The 21,847-nt window shown below is 63.5% G+C and carries 18 protein-coding genes and 1 pseudogene; 2 read left to right on the top strand and 17 right to left on the bottom strand.

All coding sequences use genetic code 11. The features are described from left to right. Positions 1–7 precede the first annotated feature (7 nt). From DNK06_RS16190 to DNK06_RS16180, 3 genes are all read right to left on the bottom strand, one after another. The gene (locus DNK06_RS16190) at positions 8–1,144 is read right to left on the bottom strand and encodes a glycoside hydrolase family 5 protein (protein WP_131181025.1); all 1,137 of its coding nucleotides are present in this window, start codon (positions 1,142–1,144) and stop codon (positions 8–10) included. Between the two features lie 122 nt (positions 1,145–1,266). Further along, positions 1,267–1,626: a putative holin gene (locus tag DNK06_RS16185; protein WP_131181024.1), complete on the bottom strand. Its 360-nt coding sequence runs from the start codon at positions 1,624–1,626 to the stop codon at positions 1,267–1,269. Positions 1,627–2,062: 436 nt separating this feature from the next. After that, positions 2,063–2,425 carry a PA0613 family protein gene (locus DNK06_RS16180; protein ID WP_131181023.1) on the bottom strand — a complete coding sequence of 121 codons (363 nt, stop codon included), beginning with the start codon at positions 2,423–2,425 and terminating at the stop codon, positions 2,063–2,065. A gap of 194 nt (positions 2,426–2,619) precedes the next feature. On the opposite strand from DNK06_RS16180, the gene DNK06_RS16175 reads away from it, so the two are divergent. Further along, positions 2,620–3,273: an XRE family transcriptional regulator gene (locus DNK06_RS16175; protein WP_131181022.1), complete on the top strand. Its 654-nt coding sequence runs from the start codon at positions 2,620–2,622 to the stop codon at positions 3,271–3,273. A gap of 45 nt (positions 3,274–3,318) precedes the next feature. Next, positions 3,319–3,618, top strand: a complete 300-nt coding sequence (locus DNK06_RS16170) for a pyocin activator PrtN family protein (RefSeq protein ID WP_131181021.1) — start codon at positions 3,319–3,321, stop codon at positions 3,616–3,618. A 107-nt stretch (positions 3,619–3,725) separates the two neighbouring features. On the opposite strand, the gene trpE is transcribed toward DNK06_RS16170, so the two are convergent. The 14 genes and pseudogenes from trpE to DNK06_RS16100 form a co-directional block, all read right to left on the bottom strand. Beyond that, positions 3,726–5,204, bottom strand: coding sequence for an anthranilate synthase component I (gene trpE / locus DNK06_RS16165; RefSeq protein WP_131181020.1), 1,479 nt, complete (start codon positions 5,202–5,204; stop codon positions 3,726–3,728). 64 nt (positions 5,205–5,268) lie between these two features. Next, positions 5,269–6,174: pseudogene (locus DNK06_RS16160) on the bottom strand (phosphoglycolate phosphatase). Then, complete coding sequence (gene rpe, locus DNK06_RS16155) at positions 6,171–6,845, bottom strand: ribulose-phosphate 3-epimerase (protein ID WP_131181018.1); 675 nt, start codon at positions 6,843–6,845, stop codon at positions 6,171–6,173. The pseudogene DNK06_RS16160 and the gene rpe overlap by 4 nt, the downstream one beginning before the upstream one ends. A gap of 94 nt (positions 6,846–6,939) precedes the next feature. Then, positions 6,940–8,397: an NADP-dependent succinate-semialdehyde dehydrogenase gene (gene gabD / locus DNK06_RS16150; protein WP_131181017.1), complete on the bottom strand. Its 1,458-nt coding sequence runs from the start codon at positions 8,395–8,397 to the stop codon at positions 6,940–6,942. Positions 8,398–8,401: 4 nt separating this feature from the next. Next, the gene (locus tag DNK06_RS16145; protein WP_131181016.1) at positions 8,402–9,835 is read right to left on the bottom strand and encodes a hypothetical protein; all 1,434 of its coding nucleotides are present in this window, start codon (positions 9,833–9,835) and stop codon (positions 8,402–8,404) included. Positions 9,836–9,914: 79 nt separating this feature from the next. Continuing rightward, the gene (locus DNK06_RS16140; protein ID WP_131181015.1) at positions 9,915–11,063 is read right to left on the bottom strand and encodes an iron-containing alcohol dehydrogenase; all 1,149 of its coding nucleotides are present in this window, start codon (positions 11,061–11,063) and stop codon (positions 9,915–9,917) included. Positions 11,064–11,239: 176 nt separating this feature from the next. Further along, positions 11,240–12,610 (bottom strand): sigma-54 interaction domain-containing protein, encoded by a 1,371-nt coding sequence (locus tag DNK06_RS16135; RefSeq protein ID WP_131181014.1) that lies wholly within the window; start codon positions 12,608–12,610, stop codon positions 11,240–11,242. Positions 12,611–12,904: 294 nt separating this feature from the next. Continuing rightward, positions 12,905–13,945: an ABC transporter substrate-binding protein gene (locus DNK06_RS16130; protein ID WP_131181013.1), complete on the bottom strand. Its 1,041-nt coding sequence runs from the start codon at positions 13,943–13,945 to the stop codon at positions 12,905–12,907. Positions 13,946–14,014: 69 nt separating this feature from the next. Continuing rightward, positions 14,015–14,842, bottom strand: a complete 828-nt coding sequence (locus DNK06_RS16125; protein WP_131181012.1) for an ABC transporter permease — start codon at positions 14,840–14,842, stop codon at positions 14,015–14,017. A 151-nt stretch (positions 14,843–14,993) separates the two neighbouring features. Then, entirely contained in the window at positions 14,994–16,241 is a 1,248-nt protein-coding gene (locus tag DNK06_RS16120) for an ABC transporter permease (protein ID WP_131181011.1), read from the bottom strand. Positions 16,242–16,347: 106 nt separating this feature from the next. Next, entirely contained in the window at positions 16,348–17,382 is a 1,035-nt protein-coding gene (locus DNK06_RS16115; protein ID WP_131181010.1) for an ABC transporter substrate-binding protein, read from the bottom strand. A gap of 44 nt (positions 17,383–17,426) precedes the next feature. After that, entirely contained in the window at positions 17,427–18,536 is a 1,110-nt protein-coding gene (locus tag DNK06_RS16110; RefSeq protein WP_131181009.1) for an ABC transporter ATP-binding protein, read from the bottom strand. Between the two features lie 218 nt (positions 18,537–18,754). Further along, on the bottom strand, positions 18,755–19,384 hold the full coding sequence (locus tag DNK06_RS16105) for a response regulator (RefSeq protein WP_131181008.1): 630 nt from the start codon (positions 19,382–19,384) through the stop codon (positions 18,755–18,757). Between the two features lie 14 nt (positions 19,385–19,398). Beyond that, on the bottom strand, positions 19,399–21,801 hold the full coding sequence (locus tag DNK06_RS16100; protein ID WP_131181007.1) for a PAS domain-containing sensor histidine kinase: 2,403 nt from the start codon (positions 21,799–21,801) through the stop codon (positions 19,399–19,401). Between the last annotated feature and the right edge of the window lie 46 nt (positions 21,802–21,847).

Raw genomic sequence — 21,847 nt, 5'->3', positions numbered from 1 at the left:
GAGGGGATTAACGAGGCCCGTAGGCGGTGGTGCTGTTGCCGATCCGCGCCATCAGCGAACGCGTGTTGGGTTTCAGCGTGCCGTCGTTGCGATCCATGCCGTTGGGATCGTCATCCGCATCACCGGGGCCGGCCAGCCACTGAAAACGCAGGATGTGGTTTTCATCGAAGTACTTGTGCAGTTCGGTGAAGTAGCTGCGCATACCGGGCACGTGATCCGGGCCGCCGAACTCGCCGGCGATACCGCGTTTGCCGTTGGCCTTGAGCCAGTCGATGAAGGGATGCCAATCGGCCACCCGCTCACGGTAGGTGACCGACTCATTGGCCTGGCTCCACTTGCCACCGCCCTGGCCTCCCTTGTCTGGATACTGATGCGCCTCGTAGAGCAGCCGCCCCCCAGGATCCTGGAGGTTCTTGAGCATGTCGGAGCGGCGTGGCCAGTCCGCGGCAGAGCTGAATGCGTTGCCAGCCACAGTGATGAAATGCCGTGGATCGACGGCGCGCACTGCGCTGACCAGGCTCTGCACATTGTCGTTCCACAAGGTTTCGACGTTGACGCCGCCGTCGGGCACGCTGCCCATGTTGTGGGGCTCATTCATCAGGCCATAGCCGAACAGCCCAGGTTCGTCGCGAAGCTCACCAGCGATCGCCGCCCAGATACGCGCCAGCAATGCATAGTTCACCGGGCAGTCGGGCGCGCCAATGGCCGTCCACAGGGCGAAGCCGTCACCCCAGGCCTGAACCACACGGCCACTTACCGGCCCATTGGCGCCCACGTACCAGCGGCAGTAGTTGTGCATATCGAGCAGCGAGAAACCGCCCCAGCTGTGCACGTGCCGGATGGCCAGGCGGATCTCCTCGATATAGCTCTGGCGCAGGGTGAAACCGCCGGCACCGTCGAGGATGGCGATACGCTCGCCGGCAAAAGGCAGGCGCACCGCAAACGGCTTGCCGCCCAGACCACCGGCATAGGACTTAATGTAGTCCGGCTGGTGACCGCGTGGCGCAATGGTGCGGTAGTGGGTATCCAGAAGCGCCGTGCCGATGGCATCGACGTAGGGATTGTTGCCCAGCCCCGCGGCGTTGAAACCAATCAGCGGGAATTCTCCGGCAGCGGCCATTTGGTCAAAGGTTTTGATGGTCATGGGTGTTTCCTCCAGACATGAAAAAGCCCGCGCGGTGGCGGGCCTGGGTGAGTACGGCGACACGGGTGTGTCACACGCACGGGTTCGGATATCGGTTGCGGCAAGTAGCTCGGAACGGCAGGTCAATCGTCCCGGTCTTTCGGGGCCTGATCGCGCGAGGCGCCGACCCGCCGGCGAATGGCAGTGAGCATCAGCGTTACCACCAGCCCGGCGCCGGCAAAGCCGGCCGGCCCCGGATAGGCGAACGGGTGGATGCCATAGAACTGAAAGTCGGTGATCGCCGGGGCGCAGAGGTAGCCCATTACCGCCGACGTCAGAAAGAACGCCAGTCGATTCCACATCGGCAGTTGCTGGGTAGTGGTGAAGTACACCAGCGCCCCGAACAGCGCCCCAATGGCCGCTTCGCCGTCGATGGACGCAAGCAGCGCTGCGAGGTTGGCGCCAAGCACACCGAGCAACACGGTACTGCTGAACTCGTTCATTGTTATTGTCCTCCCCGAGGCCGATGGCCACGACGATATTGAGGGTTACGCCGCCCCCTGAAACGACAAAGCCCCGCACGCTGGCGGGGCTTTGCTAGAGGAAGGTCGGTTTGTTGCGGCGCGCTTTCAAGAGCGCGCAATCAGTAGAAAAGAGTCACAAGGCCGGCTGGCTGCTCGCCCACCTCTCTGACGTTGATGAATTTATATCCCCCGATTCCCAGGGTCACAAGACACCTGCGACCATCAGCGGAAACGCGCTGGAAAAAAACGGATACGGTAAGGTTTGGTACACGCAGCCCCACGAAATATGGCGCGTGCACGGTGATCGGAACCGTGTTGGCCAAGGCAATAGAGGTCTGAAGGTACATCGGCGTGCCGGGCGGCGCTGCAGGTTGCTGCCTGGCGAGTCAGCAGGGGACAGAAATGAAAAGCGCGCTCAGGCGGCGCGCTTCAAGAGTTGGTACTGGATGGACTTGTGCGCCTGTCCCAGGCGTCGATAGAACTGCGAGCGACTGCAACCGCACGCAGCCCATTTCTCGCTTTGCGAAGCGGAGTGGCCACAGTAGTGCTCGATGACGACCTGCCGCTGTTCAGGCGACAGGTGCTTGCTGACGATCCACTCGATCTCCGCCGCCCTGTCGAGCAATACCCGGCTGCCACGTGTGCGGCGAGTCAACACGCCCTGATACGCCATCAGCGAGGCGATGACATTGCTGCCAAACCCGGCGGCGAGATCGGTTGCGCTGCCCTGCCGCTCATCGGCCCATAACTGCAAGGTTTCATCGATGTAGGAAATCATGGTGCTCCTCCTGCCACCCTGTCGGCGGTCAGATAACTGGACATCCCGCTGGCGCTGGCTGCGCGTGCCGGGCTCAAGGATTGGTCGAGCCCTTATCGGTGATCGACTGAGAGAAAAATAATCACGATACGTGTTTTATTCAAGACGCAAATTGCGCTATAAACATTTCATATCGTGATTAATGGAGCGCCGTCATGGAAACTCTCGGGCAACGCATCAAGCACCTGCGCAAGAACAGAGGCCTCAGCCAGCAACTACTGGCTGAAGCATGCGGCTGGTCGTCCCAGTCGCGCATCGGCAATTACGAGAGTGATCTGCGTGAACCCAGCCTGGCGGATCTGCTGCTGCTCGCCCCGGCGCTGGGCGTCAGCATCGCCGAACTCGTCGGCAGTGAAGCGCGGCCCGTGCCGGTGGCCGATACGCTGGACGTCGGCCATGCCCGCGGCGGCGCGGTACCGGTGGTGGGGCATGCGCAGTTGGGCACCCATGGCTACTTCGAAGAGATCGACTTTCCCGTCGGCCACGGGGACGGCTACCTGCGTATCTATAGCGACGATCCGAACGCTTATGGCCTGCGGGTGAGCGGCGACAGCATGCACCCGCGGATCAAGAACGGTGAGTACGTGCTGATCGAGCCGAACAAGCCCTTCCACGCTGGCGACGAGGTGATGGTGCGCACGCAGGATGGGCAGGCGATGATCAAGGAATACATCTACCTGCGCGACGGCATGTACCGCTTCGACAGCGTCAACCAGAACCATCCGCCCATTCATATTCCGCAGGACAAGGTCAGCAAGATTCACCTGGTGGGCGGCATCCTCAAATCGTCGCGCTTCACCGAAGAATGATCACATGCCCTATCAACCAGAACCGGGAGTTGCCAAGCCCACGCCATGAACACTCAGCCTGAGCCGCCACTGCCGCTGCAGACGCTGGAGCTCCTTTTCCGAACCCACGGCGACGTACTGGTGCCCATCGACCGGGTGCGCGCGGTGTACTTCCGCCACCTGAGCCCGGACAACTTTATCCGTGCCATCGCCTCCGGGCGCCTGAATCTGCCGATCACCACCCTGGACAGCAGCGCCAAAGCGCCGAAGTTCATCGAACTGCACCACCTGGCCGCGTACATCGACAGCTGCGCCAGCACCGCCCATGTGCAACCGGGCGCTCAGACAGCTACGGCCGCGGTCTGAGACAGCACAGCCCGTATTTCGCATGCTCTGGATGCATAGGCGATATCGGCTCGAAAGCGAACTCACACAAACGAAAACGGGCGGCATCTGCCGCCCGTTTCAGCTCATCAGCACGAGCCCTGCTCCGCCAGCGCCACAGCGCGAAACATGGCGCGGCGTTTGTTGAGGGTTTCTTCCCACTCCAACGCGGGTACCGAATCGGCAACGATGCCGGCACCGGCCTGGACGTGCAGTTCACCGTCCTTGATCACCGCGGTGCGGATGGCGATGGCGGTATCCATGTTGCCGTTCCAGGCGTAGTAACCGACCGCACCGCCATAAACGCCCCGTTTGACCGGTTCGAGCTCGTCGATGATTTCCATGGCACGGATCTTCGGTGCGCCAGAGAGGGTACCGGCCGGCAGGATGGCGCGCAGAGCGTCCATGGAGGTCAGCCCCTTCTTCAGCTCGCCGGTGACGTTGGAGACGATGTGCATGACGTTGGAATAACGTTCGATGACCATCTTCTCGGTGAGTTTGACCGAGCCGATTTCGGAGACGCGACCGGTGTCGTTGCGGCCCAGGTCGATGAGCATCAGATGCTCGGCGACTTCCTTGGCGTCGGACAGCAGATCCTCCTCCAGCGCCAGGTCAGCCTCTTCGGTGGCACCGCGCGGGCGGGTACCGGCGATGGGACGCACGGTGACCAGGTTGTCTTCGACACGCACCAGCACCTCGGGCGAGGAACCAACGACGTGGAAGTCACCGAAGTTGAAGAAGTACATGTACGGCGTCGGGTTGATGCAGCGCAGCGCGCGGTACAGGTCGATGGGCGCGGCCTCGAAGGGTATCGACATGCGCTGGGAAATCACCACCTGCATGCAGTCGCCAGCGAGGATGTAATCCTTGATGGCATTGACCGAGCGCTCGTAATCCTCGCGACTGAAGCTGGAGCGGAAAGCCGGTTCTTCACCCGACGCCTTGTTCAGATCCACCCCCAGGCGCGGCGTGAAAGGCTGACGCAGCTTGTGCAGAATGCTCTGCAACTGCGCCTGGCCGCGCTCGAAGGCATCAGGCTCGGCGGGGTCGGCCAGCACGATGGCGTGCATCTTGCCGGCCAGATTGTCGAACACCACCACGGCGTCGGAGACCATCAGCAGGATGTCCGGGGTGCCCAGGGTATCGGGGTTGACGCCCCTGGCCAGCTTCGGCTCGACGTAGCGCACGCTGTCGTAGGCGAAGTAACCGACCAGACCGCCGTTGAAACGCGGCAGACCGGGAATGGTCGGTACGCTGTAGCGTGCCTTGAAGGTCTCGACGAACTCCAGCGGGTCGGCACATTCGTGGCGCTCGACTTCGATGCCGTCGGTGCTGACCACGACGCTGTGGTCATGTACGCGCAGTACGGTACGCGCCGGCAGGCCGATGATCGAATAACGGCCCCACTTCTCGCCGCCCTGCACTGATTCGAGCAGGTAGGAATTGGGGGCGTCGGCCAGTTTCAGGTAGATCGACAGTGGCGTGTCGAAGTCGGCGATGGTTTCGCAGGCAAGCGGAATGCGGTTGTAGCCTTCAGCGGCTAAACGCAGGAATTCTTCATGGATCATGATCAGCCTCGTGGCTTGGGAAATCGGTCAGTGCGAACGGGCCGCCTGTCGCGGCAGAAGAATGTCAGGCGCGCCAGCGCCAACGGGCCAGGGCCTTGATGACTTTCATCCAGAGTTTGCAGGTGACCACCACGGGAGCATCTCGAAGAGGGGGAATGACGAGCGGCCAAGGTAGCAGTTGCACGCTGCACGCTGCAAGCCGGGGTGGATCGGGGCGCATAGCTGACACTTTTCCCTCCCCCTTCGCCATCGCAATGGTGGATCGGTGAAGCGTGACCCACCCTACACGTCAAAGCAGCTCGGCAAGGCTATCGACCACCAGGTTCGGCTCTTCTTCGGCAACCGGGCGGCCGTGATTGTAGCCGTAGCTCACGGCCACGCAGGGCACGCTGGCAGCTCGGGCGGCGAGCACGTCGTTGCGCGAGTCGCCGACGAACAGCGACTGCGCAGCAGTCACGCCGGCCAGGTGCATCACCTGCAGCAACGCGGCAGGGTCGGGTTTCTGCTGTGGCAGGGTGTCGCCGCCGATGATCCAGCGGAAATAACCGCCCAGGCCAACCTGTTCCAACAGTGGCGCGACGAAACGCTCCGGCTTGTTGGTCACCACGGCCAGCTCGACGGCGGCGGTGCTCAGAGCTTCCAGCAGTTCGTGTACGCCGGGATAGAGCACGGTCAGGTCATGACAGTCGGCGTAGATATCGAGAAAGCGCGCCAGCGCAACGTCAGCGTCTGCATCATTCACGGCGCTGTGCTCGATATCACCGGCCAAGGCGCGGCGCACCAACACGCGCGCGCCGTTACCAACCCATTCACGAACCTGCTCGACGCCGGCCGGCACACGCCCCAGCTCGATCAGCATGCGGTCGACGGCGGTGGCCAGATCCGGCACCGAATCGACCAGCGTCCCGTCCAGGTCGAACATCACCAGACGCGGCAGCTCACCGGCGCACAACTCGCGCAGCGGTTTCATCCACGCACCTGGGCCAGTTCGGCACGCATGGCGTCGATCACCGCCTTGTAATCCGGCTGGTTGAAGATCGCCGAGCCGGCGACGAAGGTATCGGCACCCGCTTCGGCGATCTCGCGGATATTCTTGGCGCTGACGCCACCATCGATTTCCAGGCGGATATCGCGGCCGCTGGCGTCGATCAGGGCGCGGGCTTCACGCAGCTTGTCGAGGGTGCCGGGGATGAATTTCTGGCCACCGAAACCGGGGTTGACGCTCATCAGCAGGATCATGTCGACCTTGTCCATCACGTACTTCAGCGCGTCCAGCGAGGTCGCCGGGTTGAACACCAGGCCGCACTTGGCGCCGCCATCCTTGATCAACTGCAGGGAGCGGTCGATGTGCAGAGTGGCTTCGGGGTGGAAGGTGATGTAGCTGGCACCGGCTTCGAGGAAGTCGCCGATGATGCGATCCACCGGGCTGACCATCAGGTGCACGTCGATGGGCGCGGTGACGCCGTACTTGCGCAGCGCCGTGCAGACCATCGGGCCGATGGTCAGGTTGGGCACGTAGTGGTTGTCCATGACATCGAAATGGACAATATCCGCCCCGGCGGCGAGTACGTTGTCCACTTCCTCACCCAGACGGGCGAAGTCAGCGGAAAGGATCGACGGGGCGATGGCGAAGGGTTGCATGGCGCACCTCTGAGTGCTGGATCACGGTGGCGCGCATTGTAACGGCTCGAACGCCATCTGGCAGCGCCGCCTGACAGCGGCGCGCCAAAGTGCCTCAAATGCCCAGGCAGAGATACTTGATCTCCAGATACTCATCGAGGCCGTATTTGGAACCCTCGCGGCCCAGGCCGGAGGCTTTCATGCCGCCGAACGGCGCCACTTCGTTGGAGATCAGCCCGGTATTGATGCCGACCATACCGTACTCCAGCGCTTCGGCTACCCGGAAGGTGCGGGCCAGATCGCGGGTGTAGAAGTAGCAGGCCAGACCGAACTCGGTGTCGTTGGCCTGGCGTACCACGTCGGCTTCTTCAGTGAAGCGGAACAGCGGCGCCAGCGGCCCGAAGGTTTCTTCACGGGCGACGCGCATGTCGTCCGTCACGCCGGTCAGCACAGTGGGCTCGAAGAAGTTGCCGCCCAGGGCATGGGCCTGACCTCCCTGCAGCACTCTGGCGCCCTTCTCCAGCGCATCGGCCAGGTGTGCCTGAACCTTGGCGACCGCATTGCCGTCGATCAGCGGGCCAGTGGTCACGCCTGCCTCGGCACCGTGGCCGACCTTCAATCTGGCCACGGCCGCCGCCAGCTTCCCGGCAAAGGCGTCGTACACCGCATCGTGTACGTAGATGCGATTGGCGCAGACGCAGGTCTGCCCGGCGTTGCGGTACTTGGCGACCATGGCGCCTTCCACCGCGGCATCCAGATCGGCATCCGCGAAGACGATGAAGGGCGCGTTGCCGCCCAGTTCCAGGGACAGTTTCTTCAGGGTCGGTGCGCATTGCTCCATGAGCTTGATGCCGACACCGGTGGAGCCGGTGAACGACAGCTTGCGCACGATGGGGTTGGCGCACAGTTCGGCACCCACCTCACGGGAACGCTCGGCGTCGGCCGGCAGTACGCTGAACAGCCCGGCCGGGATGCCGGCACGCTCCGCCAGCACGGCCAGGGCCAGGGCGCTGAAAGGCGTTTGTGGCGCAGGCTTGAGCACCATGGCGCAACCGGCGGCCAGGGCCGGGCCAGCCTTGCGGGTAATCATCGCCGCCGGGAAATTCCAGGGCGTGATCGCCGCCGTCACGCCGACCGGTTCCTTGGTCACCAACAGGCGCTTGTCGGCCTGATGGCCGGGAATGGTATCGCCGTAGACGCGCTTGGCTTCCTCGGCGAACCATTCGATGAACGACGCGGCGTAGAGCACTTCGCCCCGCGCTTCGGTCAGCGGCTTGCCCTGCTCGGCAGTCATGATCCGCGCCAGGTCTTCCTGGTTGGCGAGCATCAGCTCGTACCATTTGCGCAGCCGCGCGGCGCGCTCCTTGGCGGTCAGGGCGCGCCAGGCCGGCTGGGCAATACGGGCTGCTTCGATGGCGGCACGAGTCTGGACTGCGCCCAGGTTCGGCACCCGGCCCAGGGATTCGCCGCTGGCGGGGTTGAAGATTTCCGTGGTGGCGCCATCTTCGGCGTCGCACCACTGGCCGTCGATATACGCCTGATGACGCAGCAGTCGGGGATCGTTCAGTTGCATGGGATCACTCCTGTACGGTGGGAGTCGTGGCTCCCGACGGTAATGGTTTCAGTCCGGATTGGGGAATCTCGGCGGGCGGCAGATCCTTGCTGAAGGTCTGGTCATTCTCGCCACGGAAGAAGCGGGTGCCGTAGATCAGCAGACACAGACCCAGCCCGATGGCGAAGGCCCAGCCGGCGCCCTTGATCGCCAGCACCGCGCCGATCACCCCGGCGATGCCCAGGTCACGCTGGCTGCGCGCTTCCATGATGCCCAGGCGCACGCTGACGTAGCCCTGGATCAGCAGGGTCAGCGCCAGGGCCACACCGAGAATCGGCTGTACCAGGGTCACCACCGGCAACAACAGCAGGCCGGTGTTGGTGCCCCAGCGGAACGAGCCGACGCCGCCGTAGATGGATTTCATCGCCTTGGCGCCGCCCTTGAAGCGCTCGGTGATCACCACCTGCATGGCCGACCACTGCGGCCCGCACATGGCCACGTCCGGGCCGAAGATGCTCATGAAGGCGTTACGCCCCCCAAAGATCAGGTGGGAGCGGTCAGGGTCGAAGTCGACTTTCTCGTCACGGCGAATGTCATCGGCTTCGGAGAGGATCGCCTTGGCGCCCAGCACATCGCCGAATACCACCAGATAGGCGGCCAGCACGGTGGGGATGGCGGTGACGAACATCATCAGCGGCGGCATACCCAGGCCGAACACGGTGTACTCGTTCCACAGGGTGACGAAGTCGGGCTTGCTGATGCCCCACTCGATACTCGGCCACGGCGCCTCGCCGAAGATCGGCGCGACGATCACCGCCAGCAGGATGATCGGGAAAATGCCCAGTTTGGCGAAGTTCCACCAGAAGCGATTGCGCTTCTTCAGCTCCTGGAAGTGCACGGAGAACACCAGGTAGAAGGCCACACCGATGGCGATGGAGATCGTCCAGGGGAAGGCATCGAAACGTCCGCCTTCCTTGAATACCGTGACTACCGCGCTGAGTCCGGCGCCCATGATGATCCCGGCCTTGAGCGCCGAGGGCACCAGGGACACCACCTTTCGAGCCATCCCGGTCATGCCCAGGCCGATGGAAAATATCCCCAGCATCAACTGGAAGGCGATCAGCGCATGCACCCGCTCCGGGCCCTCCGGGAACTGGCTGCAGTAGGCCATGAGCATGGGGATGGCCGGGGTGATCCAGCCCGGCACCACCGGGTCGCCGAGCAGGTGGTGGATCAGGTACAGCAGGCCGTTGAGCATGACCACCGCCAGCGCCACCTCGAACGGCATGCCGAGGAATTCGGTCATCAATGGGATCGCCGCCAGATCCACCGCACACATGAGCAAGCCTTGCATGTAGTCGGAGATTTCGAAGCGGTAGTGGATGAAGGGCAGGCGCAGCTTGAACGGCCCCAGCGGGGTGTAGGGCGCTTCCGGGCCCTGCTCGTGCAGATCGGACATGTGGGTTACCTAGTTTTATTAGAGTTGTAAACCAGTGCGCCCCGGGGAACCGGGGCGTTACATCAGGGATTGCGCGTGATCAATAAGCGGCGCGGTAGATCTTCTCGATATCCGCTGCGCTAAGCCGGCGCGGGTTGTTGCGCATCAGCCGGTCGATCTTGCTGGCCTCCTCGGCCATTGCCGGAATCGCCTCTTCCGGCACACCGAAGCTGCGCATGCCCTTGGGGATGTCGACACTGGCACACAGTTCGGCCATGGCCTCGACGGCCAGGTCGGCGCCGGCCTTGTCGCTAAGCCCATGGGTCTGCACGCCCATGGCGGTGGCGATCTCGGCCATGCGCTCGACGCAGGCCAGCTTGTTCCAGGCCATCACATAGGGCAGCAACAGGGCGTTGCTGACCCCATGGGCGATATTGAAACGCCCGCCCAGGGGATAGGCCAGGGCATGCACCGCACCGACGCCGGCGTTGCCGAACGCCATACCGGCCATCAGGCTGGCGGTGGCCATGTCTTCGCGAGCGACCAGGTCGGCCGGGTTGGCATAGGCCTTGGGCAGAGCCTTGGCGATCAGCTTGATGGCGCCGATGGCCAGGGCGTCGGTGATCGGCGAGGCATTCACCGACAGGTACGACTCCACCGCATGCACCAGGGCATCGACGCCGCTGGCGGCGGTGACACTGCGTGGGCAGGTCAGGGTCATCAACGGGCTGACCAGGGCGACGTCGGGCAGCAGGTAGTCGCTGACGATGCCTTTTTTCAGCTGCGCTTTCTTGTCCGAGAGAATGGACACGTTGGTCACTTCCGACCCGGTGCCGGCAGTGGTCGGAATGGCGATCAGCGGTGGCCCCTTGCGCTTGACCTGATCGACGCCGAACAGCTCTTCCAGCGCGCCGTCATGGCCGACGTAGCCGGCGACCGCCTTGGCGATATCGATGGCGCTGCCGCCGCCGACGCCGATCAGACCGTCATGGCCGCCAGCCCGGTACACCTTGGCGCAGGCTTCGACGATGGCGATCTCCGGCTCCGGCTCGACGCCGTCGAAGATGCCATAGGCACGTTCGCCCAGTTGCTTGAGGACGTGATCGACGGTGCCGGACTTGATCAGGATGGCGTCGGTGACGATCAGCGGGTTTTCGATTTTCAGACGGGGCAGTTCGACGGCCAGTTGCTCGACGGCACCCTGGCCGGTCAGCAGCTTATTGGCGATCTTGAATGCGGCAATACTCATCATCAGGCCCTTTTATGCATTGTTAGCTGGACGGGTTCGGGCCTGTCATAGCGATTCCTGTGCCAGTCTGACGAAACCCTTGCCGTAGACGGGTTGCGTCGATCTGCCACAGGCTATCGGGATACCGCAGCGATCAGAAAATGGATCAGATAGCCGTCATATGATCCATTTTCCAATCAGCCTTGTTCCCAGCGTTTCATCTTCTGTACCAGGGTCGCCTGGCTCAGGCCGAGCACACGGGCCGCTTCGCGAGTGGTCTTGTGCTGCACCAACGCCTTGCGAATCAGCCGCCGCTCGAGTTGCTCGACCTGCTTGCGCAGCGGCAGCAGGCTGTCGTCACCGGCTTCCCGCTCACTGCTGCGCATCTCCTCAGGCAGGTCGAAGAGTTCCACGGCAGTTCCGCTGCAGGTGACGACCAGGCGCTCGACCAGGTTGATCAGTTCGCGGATGTTGCCCGGCCAGGGGTAATCGGTCAGCGCATCCAGGGCCTCCAGCTCCCATTCCAATTCACGCCCGTAGCGCTGGTTGAACTCGGCCAGGTAGAAGTCGAGCAGCGGCTGGATCTCCTCAGGCCGCTCGCGCAGCGCCGGAATATGGATCGGCACCACGTTCAACCGGTAGTAGAGGTCGGCACGAAATCGCCCTTCGCCGACCATGGCGCGCAGGTCGTGGTGGGTGGCGGTGATGATGCGCACGTCCACTTCCTTCAGCTCCAGGCCACCGACCGGAATGAAGCGGCTTTCCTCGATGACCTTGAGCAGCTTCACCTGCAGCGCCAGCGGTAGGTCGCCGATCTCGTCGAGGAACACCGTGCCCTGGTGCGCCAGCTCGAGCAGGCCGCGCTTGCCCTTGCTGCCGGCGCCGGTGAAGGCGCCCGGCACATAACCGAATAGCTCGGCCTCGATGAGGTTTTCCGGCAGGGCACCGCAGTTCAGCGCCAGGAAAGGTTGTGCGGCCCGGGCACTGGCCTTGTGGATGTACTGGGCGATCAGCGTTTTGCCGACACCGGTCTCGCCCTGCAGCAGCACCTTCACATCGCTGGCGGCGACCTGGCGGGCCTGGGCGAATACCCGCCCCGAGGCGGGGTAATCGGCCACCGGAGATGCATCGAACAGGTCATCACGCTGGCCGGCATGCAGGCGTGCGGTGCTGTTGCGTAACTGCTTGAGCTGCTGCAGCTCGTCGCGCTCGTGCTTCATGCGCAGCAACTCGGTCATGTCGCGCACGGTACTGACCACATAGCACACACTGCCATCGGCGGCGAAGATAGGTGTGCCGCTGACCAGCAGGCGCTTACCCTGGCTGACACTCTGCATCAGCGACAACGCCCTGCCCTCCTTGAGCACACGCAACGACACCGACTGGGAGATCACCCCCTGCTCGACCAGCGCCTGCATGTGCTGGCCGACCACATCCTCGCTGCGCAGCCCGGTGAGCCGCTCGTAGGCGCTGTTGACCTTGAGGGTGATGCCATCGGCATCGGTGATGTAGACGCCGTCATGCAGCGCGTCGAGCAGTTCGCGAAAACTGGGATCGTCGAAATCCATGGGGCTTTCCGGGAAAGGTGCAGATAAAGCGCGACAGTCTACCGGGTCGTGCGGGCCCGGTGCCGTCTGTACGCAAGCGGATCCGGGAAATTGCGACGACGGCCTGCACGGTGGCCGCCAGGGATGGCGGCTGGAACAAAGACCATCGCTGTTTCCACTCGCCCTCCGGGAGAGGGGCTGGGGAGAGGGTGGCCAGGGCGATGAAGCATAAAAAAGCCGCCGCAACCAAGGGGGGTTGCTGCGGCCGCGGCAAGGCCGCAAAACGCTTGGTCGTTGAGCGCTAACGCTCCGGGGTCAGCGGCGTGCCAGCCAGGCAGTGAAACGCTGTTCGAGGGCGTCGCCATACTCGGCCCAGAAGTCGACCCCAATGGCCAGCGCGTCACGCATGTTCGCCTCGGCCGTGGGCAAGCGTGCCGCTCGCTCCGCGGAAAGCGAGGTGGTCGCCTGGCGGCTCACCGGCCCGTAGGGTATCAGTTCGGCGAAGGTTCGTTGCGGCTCCGCCTGACTGGCGAAGTGGATGAAACGCTCGGCCTCCTGCACATTGATGCTGCCGCGGGGAATGGCCCAGAAATCGAAATCGTAGATACTGCCGGACCAGACCAGCCCCAGCTTGGCGCCCTGATCCTGGGCGGCGCCGATGCGGCCGCTGTAGGCCGCGCTCATCACCACCCCGCCATCGGCCAGGCGCCGTACCGGCTCCTCGCCGGCCTGCCACCAGCGGATATGCGGCCGGAGCTCCTCGAGCTTGCGGAAAGCCCGCTCGACACCGGCCGCGGTCGCCAGCCGGGCGTAGACCTCCGAAGCGGGCACGCCGTCGGCCAGAAGCGCGAATTCCAGGTTGTACTTGGCGCCCTGGCGCAGGCCGCGCCCCCCCGGGAAACGCTGGACATCCCAGAAATCTGCCCAATTGCGCGGTGCCTGGGACAGGCGTTCGGTATCGTAGGCCAGCACCATGGACCAAATGAAGGTGCCGACGCCGCATGGGCGCAACGCGCCGGGAAGCAGCTCCCCGGCCTCATGTTGCAGCGACTCGGACAGCGGTCGGAACAGCCCCTCCTCGCAGCCCCGGGCCAGCTCGGGCGATTCCACTTCCATGACATCCCAGGTCACGTGCTGCATGGCCTGCATACGCCGCAGCTTGTCGAATTGGCCGTTATAGGAACCATTGACCACCAGAATGTCGGTGGCCTCCTTGAATGGACGGTAGAACGCCTGTCGCTGCGCTTCGCGCACGGAACCACCGAAGGAGACGACATTGATCTGGACGGCCAGTACCGGCTGCCCGACGAGGATGCAGGCCAAAGTACCCCAACGACATAGACTCCTTACGAACATAGTTCACTCCTTGCATGACAGACACACAGCCCAGAGCCTGTCACAGGCCCCGGGATTCCTTGCCCGTACTCAGCTGGGCTGCTGAGTGCGCAACTTCTCGCTACGCCCGCGCAGCCATTCCAGGGTCAGCAGAAACAGGATGGAGAAGCCGATCAGCAGGGTCGCCGCAGCGGCGATGGTCGGGCTGAGGTTTTCGCGGATACCGCTGAACATCTGCCGTGGCAGGGTGACCTGCTCGGGGCCGGCGAGGAACAGGGTCACCACCACTTCATCGAACGAGGTGGCGAAGGCGAACAGGGCACCGGATATCACCCCAGGCGCGATCAGCGGCAGGGTCACCCGGCGAAAGGCGGTGATCGGCGAGGCGCCGAGGCTGGCCGCGGCACGCACCAGATTGTAGTTGAAGCCCTGCAGCGTGGCCGACACGGTGATGATCACGAAGGGCACGCCCAGCACCGCGTGCACCACGATCAGCGACAGGTAGCCGTTGGCCAGACCGAGTGGCGCGAAGAACAGGTAGCTGGCCACGCCGACGATCACCACCGGCACCACCATCGGCGAGATCAGCAGGCTCATCACCAGCGCCTTGCCGCGAAACTCGGAGCGGGTCAGGCCGATGGCCGCCAGGGTACCCAGCACCATGGCCAGCACGGTCGCCGCCGGGGCGATGATCATGCTGTTCTTCAGCGCACGCATCCAGCCGGCGGAACCGAAGAAGTCCTCATACCAGCGTAGCGAGAAGCCCTGCATCGGGTAGATCAGGAAGGTGCCGGAGTTGAACGACAGCGGCACGATCACCAGGATCGGCAGCACCAGGAACAGCAGCACCAGACCGCAGAGCAGACGCAGGCCGTAGTACCAGGCGCGCTCGATGGGGGACATGTAGGGACTGAGCATAGCGTCTTACTCCAGTGTTCTTTTGGCTTGAAGCTCCCCTCTCCGGTTTATCGGAGAGGGGCTTGGGAGCGGTGCGAATGGAACCGCCCTCTCCCGCCCTTCGGGCACCCTCTCCCAGCGGAGAGGGCGGTTGGCCTGCTACGCAGACCGTTTATCCAAGACGCAGGCGGCCTGCGCCCACCAGCCAGCTGTACACCACGTAGAGCAGCAGCGTGGCGACCAGCAGCAGCCCGCCCAGGGCGGTGGCCATGCCCCAGTTGATGGTGGTGTTGGTGTAGAAGGCCACGAAGTAGCTGACCATCTGATCGCTCGGGCTGCCGAGCAGCGCCGGGGTGATGTAGTAGCCGATGGACAGGATGAACACCAGCAGGCATCCCGCGCCGACACCGGCCAGGGTCTGCGGGAAGTACACCCGCCAGAAGCTGGCGAACGGGTGGCAGCCCAGGGAGATCGCGGCCCGCATATAGCTCGGCGAGATGCCCTTCATCACGCTGTAGATCGGCAGGATCATGAACGGCAGCATGATGTGCACCATGGAGATGTACACACCGGCTCGGTTGAACACCAACTCCAGAGGCTGATCGATGAATCCGAGCTTGATCAGCGCGGAGTTGATCAGACCGCCCGACTGCAGCAGCACGATCCAGGCCGCGACCCGTACCAGAATCGATGTCCAGAACGGCAGCAGCACCATGATCATCAGCAGGTTGCCCTGCCGGGTCGGCAGGTTGGCCAGCAGGTATGCCAGCGGATAGGCCAGCGCCAGGCAGATGGCGGTGATCACCGCACTCATCCAGAAAGTGCGGGCGAAGATGTCCAGGTAGATGGCCTGATCCGGCGTGGTCTTGACCACGGCGCCGGTGTCGTCGACGCGATGATCCAGCGCCGCCAGCAGGTAGTAAGGCGTCCAGGCGCTGGTGTTGCGGCGGATCACCTGCCAGTAGGCCGGGTCGCCCCAGCGCTCGTCGAAGGATTCCAGCGCATCCTTGTAGGATGCCGGTTCGGTCTCGAACGGCAGGGCACGCCCCGTCTTGGCCAGCAAGCTGCGGTAGCCGGCCAGTTCCATGTTCAGGCGTTTGGACAGATCGCCCAGCTTCTGCTGTTCACGGGCCTCGGCCAGATCCAGCGCCAGCGCCTGGTATACCGGCTCGGCAGGCAGGCCACGGCCATCCCACGCTTCGATGGCGGTGACGGTTCTCGGCATCGAACCGATCACGTCCGGGTTATCCACACTGCGATTGAGCAGCGCCACGATCGGCACCAGAAAGGTGAAGACGAGAAACAGCACCAGCGGCAGGATCAATGCCTGGGATTTGAGGCGATTCATCCGCTCGGCGCGCGCCAGACGCTGCTTGAGCGTGGGGCCGGCGACCTCGGCAAGGGGCACTGCTAGGGCCATGGGGCTAACTCCGGTGAAACGAATAAGGAATTCGGGGTAGAGCCGGAGCGCCTGCACGCAGGCGCTCCTCACAACGATGCTCGTATAACGACGACCTGCTCAGGCTTTACTTCGCGGCCCAGGAGTTGAAGCGCTGCTCCAGCACTTCGCCGAAGTCGGCCCAGAAGGTCACGTCCATGGCCACCTGGTTGGCGATGTTCTCCGGCGCGGTCGGCAGGTCGGCGGCGACCTTGGCGTCCAGCAGATCGACGGCTTTCGGGTTCACCGGCCCGTAGGCGATGTTCTCCGAATAAGTCTTCTGGTTTTCAGCCTGCAGGGTATAGGCGATGAACTTCAGCGCTTCGTCCTTGTTCTTCGCGCCTTTCGGGATGGCCCAGGCGTCGAAGTCGTAGATACCACCGTCCCAGACCACTTTCAGGCTGCTGCCTTCCTTCTGGGTAGCGGCGATGCGGCCGTTGTAGGCCGAGCTCATGACCACGTCGCCGGAGGCCAGGTACTGCGGCGGCTGGGCGCCGGCTTCCCACCACTGGATGTGCGGCTTGAGTTCGTCGAGCTTCTTGAAGGCACGCTCCTGACCATCCTTGCTGGCCAGCACCTTGTACACGTCCTTGGGCGCAACGCCGTCGGCCATCAGAGCGAACTCCAGGGTGTACTTGGCGCCCTTGCGCAGGCCACGCTTGCCGGGGAATTTCTTCACGTCCCAGAAATCCGCCCAGTTGGTCGGCGCCGTGCTCAGCTTGTCGGCGTTGTAGGCCATGACCGTCGACCAGACGAAGAAGCCGACGCCGCAGAAGGTCGCCGCGCCGGGCACCAGGGCGTCCTTGTCGCCGATCACCGAATAGTCGATCTCTTCGAACAGATCCTCATCGCAGCCGCGGGCCAGTTCCGGTGACTCGACCTCGACCAGATCCCAGGACACGCTGTTGGTGTCGACCATGGCTTTGACCTTGGCCATTTCACCGTTGTATTCGCCGGCGATAATCTTGCCGTTGCCCGCCGCTTCCCACGGCTGGTAGTAGGCCTTGACCTGGGCGTCCTTGTTGGCGCCACCGAAGTTGATCACGGTGAGGTTCGCCGCCTGAACCTGTGCGGCACAGATCAGCCCCAGGGTCAGTGCGGAAAGAGAGAGAATCTTCGACATTTCTTGGCTTGCTCCGAGTGCAGTGGTAAAGCGAGAAACGCCAGTCAATCCGCCGACAGCGGATCGAGGGCGCGGACATGCTCGACTTGCCAGCCGAGCGGGATCACATCGCCGACGGCCAGAGCGGGATCGAGCTCGGCAATCGGCTGCTTGACGAAGAAATCGGTCTTGCCGCAGACCTCGAGGCGCACACGCACGTGATCGCCGAGGTAGATGAACTCCGAGACGCGCCCGGAGAAGCGGTTGTCGCAGGTCTGCGCCGCGGCATTCAGGCGAATGCGCTCGGGGCGGATCGACAGACTCACGGCGTCGCCAGGCTGACCGACGTTGATGGCCAACGCCTGCACCTTCTCGCCACGGCTCAGTTGCACGGTGCAGTTGTCACCAGTGCGCTCGACCAGTTCGCCGGCGAAGCGGTTGTTCTCGCCGATGAATTGGGCGACGAAGGTGTTGCATGGCGACTCGTAGAGTTCGCGCGGCGATGCGATCTGCTGGATCTCGCCCTGGTGGAACACCGCCACCCGGTCGGACATGGTCAGCGCTTCGCTCTGGTCGTGGGTCACGTAGACCACGGTCACGCCGAGGCGCTGATGGATATGCTTGATCTCCATCTGCATGTGCTCGCGCAGCTGCTTGTCCAGCGCCCCCAGGGGTTCGTCCATCAGCACCAGTTGTGGCTCGAATACCAGGGCACGGGCCAGGGCCACACGCTGCTGCTGGCCGCCGGACAGCTGCGCCGGGTAACGGCCGGCGAAAGCGTCCAACTGCACCATGGACAATGAGCGCTTGACCTTCTCGCCGACGTCGGCCTTGCTCATGCCACGCACGCTCAAGGGGAACGCCAGGTTCTCGGCCACGGTCATGTGCGGAAACAGTGCGTAGTTCTGGAACACCATGCCGATGTCGCGCTTGTGCGGCGGCACGTTGTTCAGACGCTTGCCGCCCAGGGTGATCTCGCCGGCCGTAGGTGTTTCGAAACCGGCCAGCATCATCAGGCTGGTGGTCTTGCCAGAGCCGGATGGCCCAAGCAGGGTCAGAAACTCGCCTTTGCGAATGTCCAGGTTGAGGTCTTTGACGATCAGGTTCTCGCCGTCGTAGCTCTTTTGCACGCCACGAAAACTGACCAGGATGTCGCTCGAAGAAGTGTCGCCCATCACCGCACCTGCCTGTTGTTCTACCGTGGCTCAAGACTAGAACCGACGTTAGAACCTGAAAATCGGGCGTGATGACACTTTGATATAAGGCAGACGGAAAGACAGCTGTAGGGCGATTCCTACAACGATGTCGCAAATGGATAAGCCTACGAACGGCAGGCTTGATTCAGTGAGGCAGCATGCCCAGGAAGCGTGTCGTGAATAGACAAGTCCCTCTGTCAGACCAGTTTGTGCTCGACCGCATAGCGCACCAGATCGGCGACCGAATGCAGGTTGAGCTTCTGCATCAGGCGTGCCTTGTGGGTGCTGATGGTCTTGCTACTGAGCGCCAGGTGGGCGGCGATCTCGTTCACGCCCTCGCCCTGCACCAGGCGCTCGAACACCGAGAACTCACGCTCGGAAAGCCGCGCGTGGGGCGGCCGCGAATCGGTCAGGCCAACTTCGAAAACCATGCGATCGGCCAGATCAGGATCGATATAACGCCCACCACTGGCGACCTTGCGAATCGCCGTGAGCAGCAAGGCCGGGTCGCTGTCCTTGGTGGCATAACCGGCAGCGCCGATCTTCAGCGCGCGGGCGGCCATCTGCGCTTCGTCGTGCATCGACAGCACCAGGATCGCCGGCGGTTGCGCCAACGCGAGAATCCGTGGAATCGCTTCCAGGCCGTTGACGCCAGGCATGGAGATGTCCAGCAGCACCACCTCACAAGGCGTGTGCCGCAAGGTTTCCAGCAACTGTTCGCCGTTGCTCGCCTCGCCGACCACTTGCAGGTCGCGGGCCATGCCGATCAGTTGCTTGATGCCCTCACGGACGATGGTGTGGTCTTCCGCCACCAGTACTCGGATCACGTGCTCACCTCAGTTCAATAACCGGACACACACTCGCTCAGCGGCACCCTCACCCGCAACAGGGTACCCTCGCCCGGCCGACTGTCGAGGGTCAATTGTCCGCCGAGCATCAGCACCCGCTCGCGCATGCCCACCAGACCGAAGGAATCGGCGCGTACGGCAGCAGGGTGGAAGCCGCGGCCGTCGTCGCTGATCGACAGGTGCAGGCTGTCGCTCAGCAACTCCAGGCGCACCGTCACCGTATGCGCCTCGGCATGGCGCATGACGTTGGTCAGCGACTCCTGGAGGATGCGAAACAAGCCGGTCGCCTTGGCATCGCTCAGTGGTGGCAGGTATTCGGGCACCTCGACCAGGCAGGGAATCTGCGTGCGCGCTTCAAAACGCCGCGCCTGCCATTCGATGGCCGAAGCGATACCGGCATCCAGGATCGGTGGGCGTAACGCCGTGGCTACATCGCGCACCAGCTGGAAAAGTTGGGCGATCAGCTTCTTCATGTTGTTCAGGCGACCACTCAGGCCTGGGTCGAGATCGGCGAACCCCAGCTCGCACATCGAGGTTTCCAGCTTGAGCACGGTGAGCACCTGGCCCAGTTCGTCATGCACCTCACGGGCGATGCGGGCCTTTTCCTCTTCGCGCACGCTCTCGAGGTGCGCCGACAGATCGCGCAGGCGCACCTGGGATTCAGCCAGCGCCAGCTCGTTGCGCTTGTTCTCGCTGATGTCCCAGACCACGCCATCCCAGATCAGCCGACCATCGGCCATACGCCTGGCCATGGCCTTGATGTCGACCCAACGCGACTCGCCGGTGTGGGTGAGCATGCGCCCCTGCCAGTGCCAATCGCTATCGCTGTCGAACGCCCGATCCTGAACGCGGTGGTAATCGGCCTTGTCGTCCGGGTGCACCAGGCTGCGCAGGCCATGATCGGGCGCCAGCAGAGTCGCCGCCCGATACCCGACCAGGCTTTCGCTGCCCTCACCAATGAAGGCGAAAAGCGCCGGATCGCCTGGTCGTGCACGCTCCAGGCGAAACACCACGCCTGGCACGTTGGAGGCGATGCCCTGCAGCCGCGCCTCGCTCTCCTGCAGCGCGGCCAGGGCGCGGCGGCGCTCGGTGACATCGGTGATGAACACCACCAGGTATTCGGTATCGCGGTACCGTAGAAAGCTCAGCGATACGTCCACTGGCAAACGGCTGCCATCGGCACGCAGGCATTCGGTCTCGAAACTGGGTGGCCGCTCGTCTCCCTTGCGGGCCAGGCGCCACAGATCGAGCCAGCGATCCATGCTCAGGCTCGGCTCGAAATCACTCAAGGGCCGGTCGACCACGCCGCCGCTGCGGCAGCCGAGCATCACCTCGGCGGCATGGTTGGCGTAACGTACATGGCTGTCCCAATTGACCCAGAGGATGCCCACCGTGCTGTTGTCGATGGAAAACTGCGACAGCCGTAACGCATCGCGAGCGACTTCGCGCAGCTCGATCTCGTGGCGTGCGGCGAGCAGGCGAAACTCCAGGGTGTCGCGCTGACGCCGCATCCACAGCGCCAACAGCAGTGCGAACACCAGCAACAGGCCGAGCAGCAGGCTGATCCCGCGCCAGAAGCTCGACGATGTATCCTGCTGCAGATAACTCGGCGGCAGCCAGCGACTGTGCAGATCGTCCAGCTCCCGGGCGGACACGCTGCGCAGCGCGACATCGACGATGGCAGACAGCTCAGGCCAGTCACGGCGCGTGGCGACCCGCAGCAGTTGTGGGAAGCCGATATCGCCGACGATTGTCAGGCCGATAAACTCCGGCTCGCGAGACAGGCGCCCGAGCTGTGCTTCGTCGAGCACCGCATAACTGGCCTGTTGGTTGAGCACCCGTTGCAGGGCCTGGCGTGGTGAGCTGGCGATATCCAGCTTGAGCTTCGGGTAGCTGCTGCGCAGGTAATCGAGTACCGCATCCGACACTTTCAAGGCAATCGGCGAGCGCTCGTCGAGTTGCTCCAGATCGACCGCCCCGCCGCTGTCACCTTCGCCGATAAGCAGGTGCGACACGCGCAGGAAAGGATCGGAAAACACCCAGCGACGCAGCCCCGCAGGTGTTTGGCCAAGGCCGGGCGCGAGGTCGATCTGATCACTGCGCAACGCCTGCTCCAACTCATCCATTGTCTGGAAGGTTCGCCAGCGCAGCTGGACGCCCATCAACGCAGCCAGCGTATTCATCATCTCGACATTGGCGCCGCTGAGGCGATGCAAGCGCCGATCAAGCTGAGCATAGGGCGCCTGCAACACAACCCCGGCACGCAATACGGGATGCGCGGCAAGCCATTGCTGCTGGGTGCTGTCGAACACCTGGGCAGGCGCCGACGGCAACTCATCCGCCCACGACGCAGTCGGCAGAGTCAGCATCAGGAGAAACAGCCAGCGGTGGATCATGCTCGGTACCAGAAACGGAGGGAGACTACGCAGAACGAATGCCTGC

The sequence above is a fragment of the Phytopseudomonas daroniae genome, from assembly GCF_004327285.1.
Lineage (GTDB): Bacteria > Pseudomonadota > Gammaproteobacteria > Pseudomonadales > Pseudomonadaceae > Aquipseudomonas > Aquipseudomonas daroniae.
The sequence above is the reverse complement of the archived record's forward strand: the minus strand, read 5'-3'. Positions and strand labels throughout refer to the sequence as shown.